We start from the raw sequence: 12,746 nt of genomic DNA, 5'->3' as shown, positions 1-12,746 counted from the left end.
TCCGCAATGAGCGTCGATTATAAGTCCATCTCCCTTCCTGCACCTCTTCCGCTTCCGGTATCATGGCCATCAAACTCGACCTTGCGACGGTTCTTCTGCTCCATCAATGTTCCTTTCTGGTGGGCGCAGTGTGCTTTCTCTATGCTCGCTGGCAATCGCGGGGTGGCGAGGGGCTCGGTATCCTCGCATCCGGTTTCTTCTCTTTGGCCTTGGCGTCGACGCTGGCCGGCCTGGGCGAACGTGAGCTTTTGCCTCGTTCTGTCTGGACGTTCGCCAGCTTCACCGGCGGCCTTGTCGGCTATGCGCTCTTCTGGATCGGCGTGCGCAGGTTAAGCAGCTGTAAACAACGACGGACGGACTGGTGGGCGCTTGCCGTCCCGGCTCTCTTTATGTTGATCGCGTCCGCGACCGGTTTCCATATGGCCAATGAGGCGCGTGGGAGCGTTTCCAATGCCTTGGCTTGCATGCTTCTGGCAGCGTCTGCCGTCAGCATCGTTGTTGATCGCGTGCGGGAGCCGCTTCCTGCCAGGATCGTGCTCGCTGCCGCGATCACCCTTGCCTCGCTGTTGGCGCTTCTGGTCGTCGCCGGCCTGCTGATGCCGGATATTGCGCCAATGACGCCAAGGTGGGCGTTCTTCCTTCGGATCATCTGCCATTTCGCAATTGCGCTGTTCGTCATCATTCTCGTCAAGGAACGAGCGGAGGCCGAGTTGCGCCATGCCGCCGACACCGACATGCTCACCGGCATAGGCAACAGGCGCTGGTTCATGGCGCAGTTGCCCACGGTGATGCTGGAAGGCAATGCCCTTCTGCTGATGGACCTGGACTTCTTCAAGCAGGTCAATGATCGGTTCGGCCATGACACGGGGGATCTGGTTCTCGTGAGGTTTGCCGAAGCGATCGGCCGCAATCTGCGCGCTGGCTGTAGCTTTGCCCGGCTGGGCGGCGAAGAGTTCGGCATCTACCTGCCCAAGACCGGCGCAATCGAGGCGATGGCAACTGCCGAGCGTTTGCTGGATGTGGTCCGGGAACTCGTAGTGGAGAGTGGTAGCAAGCGGGTGCCGTTGACCGTGAGTATCGGCGTGGCGACAAGCCGCAGCAGATATAGCTCATGGAGCAGCCTGATGAACATGGCGGATGCTGCGCTCTATGCCGCCAAGGACGCCGGGCGCGACCGGGCGGTTCTTTCCGAGCAGATGCGTGAGTCGGCCGCCTCATCTGACGCACTGCAACTCGCTCGGAAAGTGAACCAATCTTCCGCTCCAAGCTGTTGATTGCGAAATCCCATTGACGTTTTGGCGATGCCGTTTCTGCTAGTTGCGGAGCGTCAGAGGCCCAATGCCGTCAGCATGATGAACGTCGCGAAGAGGATGAAATGCGTCATCCCTTCGATGGCGTTGGTTTCGCCGTCATTCAGGTTGATTGCCGCTGCAATGAGGGTGATGGCGACCATCACAGTCTGAACCGGTGACATCGCCATGATGAAGGGTTGCCCGGTGTAAAGCGCTATCCCCTCCATGACGGGAACGGTCAGGATGACCGTCGAAAGCGACGCGCCCATGGCAATGTTGACTGTTGCCTGCATCCGGTTGCGCAGCGCGGCACGCAGCGCGGTCATGATTTCAGGCGCGGCCGAGATCGCGGCGACCACGATAGCGGTCACGGCCACGGGCGCGCCGGTGCCCTTCAGGCCCGCGGCCATCAAAGAGGACATGACCTCGGCCAGCGCGCCGATAATCACGACGCCGACGAGGATGGCAACGATGGATACCATCGTGGAGTCTCCGACATCATGCTCGTCCGACGCGTCCTTTGTGTGCTCGTGGCGCGGATAGCTGTAGCTGAAGAAATAGCTGTGCTGGCCGACCTGCATGCGCAGGAAGAGTGCATAAAGAGCAATCATCGCAACGATCGTGAACGCCGAGTAGTAGTGCCACTTGTCATCCGGCACGAACTCGGGAACGATCATGGAAATGCCGATGGCCGTCAGGATCATCACGCCATAGGTCTTTCCCGAATTGTCGTTATAGGGCTGTTCTCCGTGCCTGAGCCCGCCGAGCAGGGCGGCGAGACCAAGGATCCCGTTGATGTCCAGCATCAGTGCCGCGTAGATCGTGTCGCGCACCAGCGTCGGCGAGCTTTCTCCGGTTATCATGATCGCGAGGATGATGACTTCGACGGCGACCGCCGAGAGCGTCAGGATCATCGTGCCGTAGGGATCGCCAACCTTGATGGCGAGGATTTCCGCATGATGTGCGACGCGCATCGACGCCAGGACGATGGTGGCGACGAGGGCTATGGCTGCAATGAGCGCCGCGCCCTGGCCCATTTGCATGACATCATGCTCGGCCGCGAAGGCGATTACGCCGACGATGAGCGCCGCCGCCATGTATTTTTCGTCTCTCAGGCGTGATGCGATCCCCAAGGTGCGGCTCCCACTTTGATTCATATCTGAAGTCTAAGGCGATGATTTTACATATCAAGTGAGCGACCACCCGGCGATGTTTGCAGTCTTGGGCATTTAATGGAATACTGACGTCTCGGTCAGCCGGAAGCATATCGCGGCGCCTCTCGTTTCTTGCCAAGCGGCCCCGCGGCGAAACCGGATCCAATCCGGTCGGCATTCGGGTGCGGAACAAGAAGAAGAGGAGTGATATGCATGGTCAAGGTGGTCTACGAAGTCGTCCCGCATGACGGGGGCTGGGCCTACCGGCTGGGAGCTGTCTATTCCGAAGCATTCCCGACGCATTCCGAAGCGCTTGAGGCAGCCCGCATCGTTGCGGCCGAACAGCAGGTCGGCGGCGATTCCGCCGAGATCAGCTGGCAGGACGACAGGGGTAAATGGCATGAGGAATATGCCGAAGGCGGCGATCGGCCGGAGACCGAAGTGGTCGATGGCCACAGGATCATCCGTTCCGCTGACGCTTCGCCGCGCGCCTGATCGTACCATCTATCGGTTGACGATCGATCAGACTGCGCGGTTGCGCGGTTTTTCCCTCACATAGCTCATAAGGCCCGCAACCAACGCATCGAAGACGACGCGGTAACGCGACGCCGTCTTGATGCCCTCGTGCATCACGACCCAGGTACCGAGCGGTATTTCGAAGGTCACCGGCAGCAGATGCACGAGATCCGGATCGCGTGCTGCAATGCCTATCTGGCAGATGCCGATGCCGAGGCCGGCGCGAATTGCCGAAAGTTGCGCAAGCGGCTTGTCGGCCTTGAACGCGAAGTCGATTTCCTCTGGCATGGGAAAGCGCTTCATCATCGTCCTGATATAAGCCGTCTGGCGATCGAAGCCGATCAGCCGATGGTTCGCAAGGTCGTCCAGTGTCTGCGGTATGCCATTGCGTTCGAGATAGCGACGGTGTGCATGCATGCCGAGCGGAATGTCGCCGATGCGGCGCGCGATCAGAGCATCTTGTGTCGGCTCGGCCATCCGCACGGCGACATCCGCCTCGCGGTTGGAAAGGTCCTCGATCGCGTCGGATGCCGACAGTTCGATGCGCAGCTCCGGATAGGTGTCCATCAGCGGTGAGAGGATTGGAGGCAGCACCTCCACGCCGATGATCTCGCTGGCGCTGATGCGGACTGTCCCTGCAACTCGCTGCCGGTGACCGGATGCCACGCGCAGGAGGGCGGCCGATGTCGCCGCCAACGTCTCCGCGTAGGGCCGAAGTTCCAGCGCGGCATCGGTCGGCAGCAGGCCGTTCGAGGAGCGGACGAAAAGCTTCGAACCGATCCGTTCTTCGAGGGCGCCGACATGGCGGCCGATGGTGGGCTGGGTCAGCCCCAGCTCGCGCGCGGCAGCGGAAAGCGACCCGTGCTGGAGCACGGCCAGCATGGTTCGGTAGAAATCCCAGTTCGGTTCTTCGCTCATGGAAATATGTATAGCTGTTGCACGAATTTCGTCAATTTTGTTTATGTGCGGACCGGCGCATAGTCTGGCCATCGAATTGACGGAGGCCATCATGACTGAGCAGATACAGAAGTTTGCACTCATCCTCGGCGCAACCGGCGGCATCGGCGGCGAAGTCGCCCGCAAGCTGATGGCGTGCGGCTGGCGGATACGGGCGCTCAATCGCAATGCAGCCAAGGGGAGGGCGAGCGAGCCGCGCTTCGAATGGATGCAGGGCGACGCCATGAGCGCCGGCGATGTGATGAAGGCGGCCGAGGGCGTCAGCATCATTGTCCATGCGGTCAATCCTCCGGGATATCGGGACTGGGAAAAGCTGGTGCTGCCGATGCTCGACAACACGATCGCCGCTGCCGGCGCCGTCGGCGCCCGTATCGTGCTGCCGGGTACCCTCTACAATTTCGGGCCGGATTCGTTTCCCACGCTTCGCGAGGACAGCCCGCAGAACCCGGTGACGAAGAAGGGGGCGATCCGTGTCGAAATGGAAAGGCGCCTCGAGCAGGCTTCCCGCGCAGGCGTATCGGTCATCATCGTCCGCGCCGGGGATTTTTTCGGTCCGATTGCCGCCAACAGCTGGTTTTCGCAGGGCATGATCGTCCCCGGCAAGCCTGTCAAGACAATCAGAAACCCGGCAAGCCGCGGCGTCGGACACCAATGGGCCTATCTGCCCGATGTGGCGGAGACCATGGTTCGCCTTGTCGAGCGCGGCGATCGGCTTCCGCCCTTTGCCGTCTATCACATGGACGGCTTCTGGGATGCCGATGGCAGCCAGATGGCTGCGGCGATCAATCGGGTCGTCGGCGGCAACAACAGGGTCCGGGCGTTTGCCTGGTGGATGGTGCCGCTCGCCGCACCCTTCGTGACTTTCCTGCGCGAGCTGAAGGAAATGCGCTATCTCTGGCGCAAGCCGCTGCGCATGACGAATGGGCGTCTGGTCGCCGAGCTTGGCAGCGAGCCCCACACGCCGATCGACGAAGCGGTTCGGGCGACGCTTGTTGCATTCGGTTGCCTGCCGCAGCCGCGTCGCGAAACGGCGCCTCCGCCCCCGACGCAGCGAGCCAACTAGGCCTGCTCGAGTTCTGCGAGCGCGATGCGCGCGACGGCGAGCGGGCTCTGCGCGGCCTTGAGCGATCCGTCGCCGAGGAACCAGGCAGCCGACAGGCCGGAATAGGCGGCGATCCACTGCAGAAGGCGCCTTGGCTCGATGCCGGCTTCCGCAGTTACGATCCGCAACTGCCGTTGCAGACGTCCGGGTTCCGTGATTGTCGGGAGATCCTCGTTTGCGAAGGTGTTGGCGTAGTCGAAGCCGCGCTCGCCGTAGAGCCCTTTCGGATCGATCGCCAGCCAGCCGTGCTCCTGAAAATCCAGGATGTTGCTGTGATGGATGTCACCGTGCAGAACGACCGGATCGCGGGGATCGGCAAGGAGAGCCTCGGCTATGCCGGAGCAAACGGCGAGCGTTTCGCCATAGGCGCGCGCCGCCGGCGCGAGCTCGCGGAACCAGCTGCTGAGCGGAATGAGGTTCGGCAGAAGCTTGTTGCGCGGAGCGTGCAATTTGGCGACCGTGTGGCAGATGATGCGACTTGCCGCTTCGTCTTCACCGTTCATCGCCATTGCGAGCAAAGAGCGGCTGCCCGCGGCTCGTTCGAGCAACACAGCATCTGCGTCGCAGGCATAGACCTTGGCAGCGCCGGTGCCGTCCCACCATTGCATCACCGCGCCGCCAGCTCTTTCGGCCTCGTCATTGGCGATCTTCAGCATCGCCGGCCTGCCGTTCCAAAGGACGGGCAGGAGGTGGCTTGAGTGGGTGGTGATTGCATCACCGTCTAGGGTCAGTCGCCACCGGTCGATATGAGATTCGAACATGGCTGCATCCTAGCGGCGCGGGACAAAAAAGAAATCCCGCCGGAGGGCGGGATTTCGGCATGTGCGTTGCAGGCGTTACGCGGCGGTATCGAGTGCCGGGTAGTCCACGTATCCCTTCGGGCCGCCGCCGTAGAGCGTGGCCTGATCCAGGTCGTTCAGAGGAGCGTCGTCCTTCAGGCGTTCGACCAGGTCCGGATTGGAGATGAACGGCTTTCCGAATGCGACGAGATCGGCGCGGCCGCTCTCGACGGTTTCGATCGCCAGCTTGCGATCATAGCCGTTGTTGACMATCCAGCTCGCCCTGCCACCGGCCTTTTCATAGGCCGCGCGCAATACTGCATAGTCGAAGGGCTTGTCGCCCTGCTGGTAGTTGCGGTCGCCGCCTGTCGCACCCTCGATGATGTGGATGAACGAGAGATCGTACTTTGCCAGTCCCTCTACCACGTAGGTGAAGATCGGCTGCGCGTCCGGATCGGACGCGTCGTTGGCAGGCGTCACCGGCGAGATGCGAATACCTGTGCGGCGCGCGCCGATTTCCTTGGTGATCACATCGACCACTTCGAACAAGAAGCGGGCGCGGTTTTCGATCGAGCCGCCATACTGGTCGGTACGGTCATTGATGCCAGAGCGAAGGAACTGGTCGATCAGGTAGCCGTTGGCAGCATGGATCTCAACGCCATCGAAGCCGGCGTCGATCGCTGCGCGTGCGGCCTTGCGGTAGTCCTCGACGATGCCTGGGATTTCGGAAGCTTCTAGTGCGCGGGGTTCCGACGTCGGAGCGAAGCTGCCGGTGCCGTCCTCGTTGACGAGATAGGTCTTCGACTTGGCAACGGTGTTTGTCGAGGAAACGGGCTTGCCGCCGTTCGGCTGCAGGGTGGTGTGCGAGATACGGCCGACATGCCACATCTGAACGACGATCTTGCCGCCTTCTGCGTGGACGGCGTCTGTCACCCGCTTCCAGCCATCCAGCGCTTCCTTGCTGTAGAGGCCCGGCACGTCGGCATAGCCCTGGCCCTGCTGGGTGATGGCCGTTGCCTCGGTGATGATGAGGCCCGCGGTGGCCCGCTGGCGATAGTATTCGACGTTGAGGTCATTCGGGATCGCACCTGGGGAGCGATTGCGCGTCAACGGCGCCATGACGATGTGGTTCTTGAGGGCGATGTCGCCGACCTCGGTTGGCTGGAAAAGCTTGGTCATGGGAATCCTTTCTTGGTCTGCGGAAAGATCACTCGGCGGGGACAGGCGCGGCCTGGCCCTTGGCGGAGAGATAGGTGAGGGCGGTGGCGCCGAGGCCGATCAAGGCCATCAGCGCGGCGGCAAGTGGAACGCGGGTCATGTCGAAGCCGGCCTGGATCACCATGCCGCCTGCCCATGCGCCGAGCGCGTTGCCGGTGTTGAAGGCGCCGATGTTGATCGTCGAAACGAGATTGGGCGCATCCTTGCCGAAGCGAACGACGCCAACCTGCAAGGCGGGAACCGCCGCGAAGCTCGCCATCGCCCAGAGGAAGAGGGTGATTTCAGCCGGAATGAGGAAACGGCTGGTGAAGCTGAAGGCGACCGATGTGATCGCGATCAGCGCGAAGATGCCGGCGAGCGTTGCACCAAGCTTCCAGTCGGCAAACTTCCCGCCGAGCAGGTTGCCGATCGTCAGGCCGAGGCCGATCAGGAACAGCGTCCAGGTGACGCCTTCTGGCGACAGGCCGGTGACGTCGCGCAGAAGCGGCGCGATGTAGGTGAAGAGCGCGAACATCGAAGCCGAAAAGAAGACGGTTGTCGACAGCGCCAGCCAAAGGTGGCCGTTCTTCAGGGCAGCGATTTCGCGGAAGATGTTGCCCTGCTCCTCATTGCTATCCTTCGGCAGGATGGCGATCAGGCCGATGATGGTGAGGATGCCGATACCGGTGACGACGGCGAATGTCGAGCGCCAGCCATAGGCCTGGCCGATCGCGGTGCCGAGCGGCACGCCCAGGACATTGGCGAGTGTCAGGCCGGTGAACATCAGGGCGACTGCCCGTGCCCTGCGATCAGGCGCTACGAGGTTTGCAGCGACGACCGAGCCGATGCCGAAGAATGCGCCGTGGCAGAGCGCGGTGACGACGCGGGCGACCATCAGAACCCAGTAGTCGGGCGACAGGGCGCATAGCAGGTTGCCGGCGATAAAGAGCGCCATCAGTGCAATCAATGCGGTGCGGCGTTTCAGATGGGCGGTGGAGACGGCCATGATCGGCGCGCCGACGGCGACGGCCAGCGCGTAGCCTGTAACCAGCCAGCCTGCCTGCGGAATGGTGACGGAAAGGTCGGAAGCGACTTCGGGCAGGAGGCCCATGATGACGAATTCCGTGGTACCTATCGCAAAAGAGCTCAAGGCCAGGACAACAAGGGCTAAGGGCATTTTACAGATCCTGAGCGAGCTGTTTCAAAAAGGCAGCAATGGTTTCTTCGTTGCGCTTGTAGAAAATCCACTGGCCGACGCGCCTGGTGTTGACGAGACCGGCGCGGCTCAATGTCCCCAAATGTGCGGAGACGGTTGATTGCGATAGGCCGCATCGCTCGAACTGGCTGGCACATACGCCCATCTCAAGCGGATGCTCCTGAGAGCTGAAGTGCGCCTCCGGATTCTTCAGCCAATTCAGGATCTCCAACCGCGTGGGATGGGACAGCGCCTTGAGGATTTCGTCTTTATCCATCGTTACCAGCCGAACTATAAATCGTTTATAGCCGATATATGGATTGATGGTATTCGATATTCAAGTCACGAGATGGTGATGCGCTCGCATTCTGTCTGGTTAAATTTTAAGCAAAAAAAGAGGGCCACCGAAATGTCGGGGCCCTTTAAGGTGTGAAGGTCAATAAACCTCCAGAGGGGAACAGCTAACGCGGTGGCACTGGGAGAGAACCACCATGTGCATCAGCTGAGTGCGATATGATGCTTTGAGAGGCGTATTTCAATGGCTGTTTGCGCATGCCTGCTATGCATTGCAGCAATTTTTTCTGCGGTGCGAAAAAACAAGGCAAAAAAAGAGGGCCACCGGAAAGCCGGGGCCCTTATAGGTGTGAAGGTCTAAACCTCCAGAGGGGAACAGCCAATGCGGTGGAACTGGGAGGAAAAGCCACCATGTGCATCAGCTGAGTTTGATATGGTGCTTAAATGGGCAAACGGCAACCAATTTTTGTGCATGCCTGACATGCGTCAGTTGCACAGCTTGCATTTTTCGATGAAAAACAACTAGAAGTTCCAGTTTCTCGCCTTGCTTACGATGAAATCCCGGAAAGCTTTGAGCTTCGCAGCGTTCTTCATTTCATCGGGATAGCAGAAATAGGTGTCGAACGACGGCACGTCGGCATTGATAGGCAACTGGATGAGGCCTGGATCTCGGCCCACGATGTAGTCGGGCAGGCATGCGACACCCATCCCGAGCAGGCATGCGCGCTTGATCGAGGTCTGGCTGTTGATCTGCAGATGCGGAATGCGCTTGTTGTCTGACGAGCGGCCCGCAACCTCGAGCCAGTTTACGTCAAGCAGGTAGTTCGGCGCAGGTTCGCCGAAGGTGATGATCCGGTGATTGTCCAGATCCTCGACCGCCTGCGGCTCGCCGTGGCGATTGATATAGGAGGGCGCCGCATAGACGTGCATGTGCACGGTGAACAGCTTGCGCTGGATGAGATCGGATTGCACCGGCTGGCGCAGGCGGATGGCGCAGTCGGCATAGCGCATGTTCACATCCACTTCCTCGTTGTCGAGGATGAGCTGGATCTGAACATCGGGGTAGAGCTGCATGAACTCCTGGATCTTGTCGGTGAGCCAGCCTTGGCCGAGGCCAACGGTCGTCGTGACGCGCAGCTTGCCCGTCGGCGTTTCCGTCGTTTCGGTGAGCTGCATCTTCACCGTTTCGAGCTTCAGCAGCACGTCATGGGCGGTGCGATACAGCAGTTCGCCCTGTTCGGTGAGGATCAGGCCACGCGCGTGGCGGTGGAAGAGCTTGGTGCCGACATCCTGCTCCAGCGCGCTGACCTGCCGGCTGATCGCGGATTGGGACAGATGCAGCTTGTCCGCCGCATGCGTGAACGATCCCGCTTCGGCAGCTGCGTGAAAAATACGCAGCTTGTCCCAATCCAATGGCATTCCCCCACCCCTCATAGCCGATCTTACTCCGCGGCCACGGCGACGGGCATGTGGCCCGTCAGATATCGTTCGGCTTCAAGGGCTGCCATGCATCCCAGACCAGCTGCTGTGATCGCCTGTCGGAACGTGTCGTCCGTCACGTCGCCTGCGGCGTAGACGCCCTCGACGCTGGTCGCGGTCGAATCGGGGGCCGTCCAGATATAGCCATTGTCTTTCAATTTCAGCTTGCCTTTGAAAAGCTCAGTCGCCGGGGCATGGCCAATTGCCACGAAGACCCCGTGGACCGGCAGGTCTCTGACCGCACCGGTGCGGGTATCGCGAAGGCGCGCGCCGGTCACGGAAGGCGGCATCGGCGGCTTTGCCGGCGTACCCGTGATTTCGGCGACTTCGGTGTTCCACAGAACCTTGATGTTCTCCTTGGAGAACAGGCGTTCCTGTAGGATCTTCTCGGAACGGAAACTATCGCGGCGATGCACGACTGTTACCGACTTTGCTATGTTCGACAGGTAAAGCGCTTCTTCGACCGCGCTGTTGCCGCCGCCGACCACGATCACGTCCTTGTTGCGATAGAAGAAACCGTCGCAGGTGGCGCAAGCGGATACGCCGAAGCCCTGGAAATGCTGCTCGCTCTCGATGCCGAGCCACTTGGCTTTGGCGCCGGTCGCGATGACTAGCGTATCAGCCGTCCAGACCTGGCCGCTGTCGGTGCGCGCCACGAACGGCCGCTGGTTCATTTCGACCTCGGTCACGATGTCGTTGACGATCTCGGCACCAACGTGCTTGGCCTGCTGCAGCATCTGATCCATCAGCCACGGACCCTGGATCGGATCGGCAAAGCCCGGATAGTTCTCGACATCAGTCGTGATCATCAGCTGTCCACCTTGCTCCATCCCGGCAATGAGCACCGGCTTCAGCATTGCACGGGCCGCATAGACTGCAGCCGTGTAGCCGGCGGGGCCGGAGCCGACGATGAGCACCTTTGTGTGGCGGGCGGACATGGTATTTCCTTTCAACTATCAGGACGCGGCGGCCAAGAGACGAATGCGGCCGTCTGGCGATCCATTCGCCATTTATGAACGACCAATGCTTTTATTCAAGGGCAGCCTTGCGTTACCAACAAGGCATTCCAGCCGGGTGTGCAAGATTCCGTCATTGTGGCGAAACATTCTTGCGAATTGCGCTGCATTATATAGAAGCTGGCTTGAGCAATTTAAAGAAAGGCACCCGCTTGGTCCGCGCCGAACTTGACGCCATCGATATAAAGATACTGCGTGAGCTGCAGGCAGACGGTCGCATGACGAATGTGGAGCTCGCCGACAGGGTAGGGATATCAGCGCCGCCTTGCCTGCGCCGCGTCCGCAAGCTCGAAGAGTCCGGCATCATCGAGGGCTATCACGCGATGTTGAACAGCCCGAAGCTGGGCTTCGACCTGGTGGCCTTCTGCATGGTCGGCCTCAAGCATCAGTCGGAGGCGAATCTCAAGGCTTTTGCGGCGGCAACCGGCCAGTGGCCTCTGGTGCGACAGGCCTGGATGGTCTCAGGCGACAGCGACTTCCTGCTGCATTGCGTTGCGGAAAACCTGACGCGCTTTCAGGATTTCGTGATCGAGGTGCTTACGGCGAACGAGCATGTCGATACGGTACGTACCATGCTGACGATCCGGCAAGTGAAGAAGCTGGGTCTGGTCGAGGTGTGAGGGGACCGGGCATGGAGTGTATCGCCAGATGCCGAATTGCCCCGTGCCCGTTGCCTCGCGGACTTTTCAAGTGAGCCTGTCGTAGACGTCCCGCAATTTCGTTGCCTCACCCTCTATGCTGAAATTCGCTGTTGCGTGCAGTCTTGCGTTGGCGGCGTAGCGGGCCAGACGCGATTCCTGATCCATGAGTGAAGCGGCTGCGCCTGTCATCGCACTCACGTCGTCGCGCCCGATCAGCACTCCGGTCGCACCGTCTCCGGCCGCGATGAGTTCCGCAAATGCGCCGACGTCAGTCGCAACCACCGGTACGCCGGTCGCCATCGCCTCCAGCGGCGTCAGGCCAAATCCCTCCCATCGCTGCGGGGCGACAAACAGGTCGAGTGCGCGATACCATTCGTTGATGTTGGTATGTTCGCCGACGAACAGAATACGGTCCGACAAGCCGGCAGCCGCCACCCGTGCCTTCAGTCCGGTTTCGAACTCAAGATGTTGAGCCGTTGCTCTGCCGGCGATGATCGCAATCCAGTCGGGGCGATCCGGAAGAAGGCTGATCATGCTGTCGACGAAGACGTCCGTGCCCTTCTGATGGCGAACGCGGCCGAAGCAGCCGACGATCTTCCTGCCGGCATCAAAGCCTCTATCCCGTTTGGCCTGCGCCTTGTCGGCGGGCGGCGAAAAGCGGTTCGTATCGATACCGTGCAGTATCACCGTGTTCGGCACTTCGAGGTAGGCTGCCGTCTTGCCGCTGGTGGCAATGACGGCGTCCATCTTTGAGACCAGACGCTTCGTCCAGCCGGAATGCTTTCGCTGCGAGGCGGAGGTGAAGACGATCTTGAGCTTCATCCGTAGAATGTCACGCATGACGATCGCAGGAAGCATTTCGATATTGCGGCGCGCATGCCAGATGCGGAATTGCCTTCCGGAAGGCGCGCTCCACAGCTTCAGCAGATCGGGGAAGCGGATATGCGGAAGATCCGACGGCAATCCCGGTCCGAGCGCGGCAATGCGTTGACCGAGCGCCCGCTGTACCGGGATCAGCTGAATGATCGTCGATGTGACGCCGGAGAGGCGCTTCTTGAAGTTCGGCGCTATGATCTCGACGTCACTGATATCGACAACAGCGGATTGTCCGCGATCTGCCACGC

General features: G+C 60.7%; 13 protein-coding genes. 4 read left to right on the top strand and 9 right to left on the bottom strand.

Features of this window, described 5'->3' with window-relative positions; translation table 11 throughout:
• The first annotated feature begins 62 nt into the window (after positions 1 to 62).
• A complete protein-coding gene (locus AC1DMK_RS05815; protein WP_477857660.1) occupies positions 63 to 1,274 on the top strand; it encodes a GGDEF domain-containing protein in 1,212 nt (403 codons plus the stop codon).
• Positions 1,275 to 1,327: 53 nt separating this feature from the next.
• Here the strand turns inward: AC1DMK_RS05815 and AC1DMK_RS05810 are convergent, their stop codons facing one another.
• Positions 1,328 to 2,425 carry a calcium:cation antiporter gene (locus AC1DMK_RS05810; protein ID WP_477857658.1) on the bottom strand — a complete coding sequence of 366 codons (1,098 nt, stop codon included), beginning with the start codon at positions 2,423 to 2,425 and terminating at the stop codon, positions 1,328 to 1,330.
• Between the two features lie 234 nt (positions 2,426 to 2,659).
• Here AC1DMK_RS05810 and AC1DMK_RS05805 point away from each other — a divergent pair, with 234 nt between their 5' ends.
• Positions 2,660 to 2,941, top strand: a complete 282-nt coding sequence (locus AC1DMK_RS05805) for a DUF2188 domain-containing protein (protein ID WP_037058582.1) — start codon at positions 2,660 to 2,662, stop codon at positions 2,939 to 2,941.
• A gap of 27 nt (positions 2,942 to 2,968) precedes the next feature.
• Here AC1DMK_RS05805 and AC1DMK_RS05800 read toward each other — a convergent pair whose 3' ends face one another.
• Positions 2,969 to 3,880, bottom strand: a complete 912-nt coding sequence (locus AC1DMK_RS05800) for a LysR family transcriptional regulator (RefSeq protein WP_477857655.1) — start codon at positions 3,878 to 3,880, stop codon at positions 2,969 to 2,971.
• 91 nt (positions 3,881 to 3,971) lie between these two features.
• Between AC1DMK_RS05800 and AC1DMK_RS05795 the strand changes: the two genes are divergently transcribed.
• Complete coding sequence (locus tag AC1DMK_RS05795; protein ID WP_477857654.1) at positions 3,972 to 4,982, top strand: NAD(P)H-binding protein; 1,011 nt, start codon at positions 3,972 to 3,974, stop codon at positions 4,980 to 4,982.
• Here the strand turns inward: AC1DMK_RS05795 and AC1DMK_RS05790 are convergent.
• The 6 genes from AC1DMK_RS05790 to trxB form a co-directional block, all read right to left on the bottom strand.
• Positions 4,979 to 5,782: an aminoglycoside phosphotransferase family protein gene (locus AC1DMK_RS05790; protein ID WP_477857652.1), complete on the bottom strand. Its 804-nt coding sequence runs from the start codon at positions 5,780 to 5,782 to the stop codon at positions 4,979 to 4,981. The two genes, AC1DMK_RS05795 and AC1DMK_RS05790, sit on opposite strands and share 4 nt — an antisense overlap.
• 75 nt (positions 5,783 to 5,857) lie before the next feature.
• Positions 5,858 to 6,979: an alkene reductase gene (locus AC1DMK_RS05785; RefSeq protein WP_477857650.1), complete on the bottom strand. Its 1,122-nt coding sequence runs from the start codon at positions 6,977 to 6,979 to the stop codon at positions 5,858 to 5,860.
• Positions 6,980 to 7,007: 28 nt separating this feature from the next.
• Positions 7,008 to 8,174, bottom strand: coding sequence for an MFS transporter (locus AC1DMK_RS05780; protein WP_037058575.1), 1,167 nt, complete (start codon positions 8,172 to 8,174; stop codon positions 7,008 to 7,010).
• Between the two features lies 1 nt (position 8,175).
• Positions 8,176 to 8,469 (bottom strand): metalloregulator ArsR/SmtB family transcription factor, encoded by a 294-nt coding sequence (locus AC1DMK_RS05775; protein WP_037058574.1) that lies wholly within the window; start codon positions 8,467 to 8,469, stop codon positions 8,176 to 8,178.
• A 539-nt stretch (positions 8,470 to 9,008) separates the two neighbouring features.
• A complete protein-coding gene (locus tag AC1DMK_RS05770) occupies positions 9,009 to 9,905 on the bottom strand; it encodes a LysR family transcriptional regulator VtlR (RefSeq protein WP_037058572.1) in 897 nt (298 codons plus the stop codon).
• A gap of 23 nt (positions 9,906 to 9,928) precedes the next feature.
• Positions 9,929 to 10,903, bottom strand: coding sequence for a thioredoxin-disulfide reductase (trxB, locus tag AC1DMK_RS05765; protein WP_037058571.1), 975 nt, complete (start codon positions 10,901 to 10,903; stop codon positions 9,929 to 9,931).
• A 230-nt stretch (positions 10,904 to 11,133) separates the two neighbouring features.
• Here trxB and AC1DMK_RS05760 point away from each other — a divergent pair, with 230 nt between their 5' ends.
• Entirely contained in the window at positions 11,134 to 11,601 is a 468-nt protein-coding gene (locus AC1DMK_RS05760; protein WP_037058899.1) for an Lrp/AsnC family transcriptional regulator, read from the top strand.
• Positions 11,602 to 11,667: 66 nt separating this feature from the next.
• Here the strand turns inward: AC1DMK_RS05760 and AC1DMK_RS05755 are convergent, their stop codons facing one another.
• Positions 11,668 to 12,744: a glycosyltransferase family 4 protein gene (locus AC1DMK_RS05755; protein ID WP_477857646.1), complete on the bottom strand. Its 1,077-nt coding sequence runs from the start codon at positions 12,742 to 12,744 to the stop codon at positions 11,668 to 11,670.
• Between the last annotated feature and the right edge of the window lie 2 nt (positions 12,745 to 12,746).

Source organism: Rhizobium sp. 05L419 (assembly GCF_056397845.1).
The sequence above is the reverse complement of the archived record's forward strand: the minus strand, read 5'-3'. Positions and strand labels throughout refer to the sequence as shown.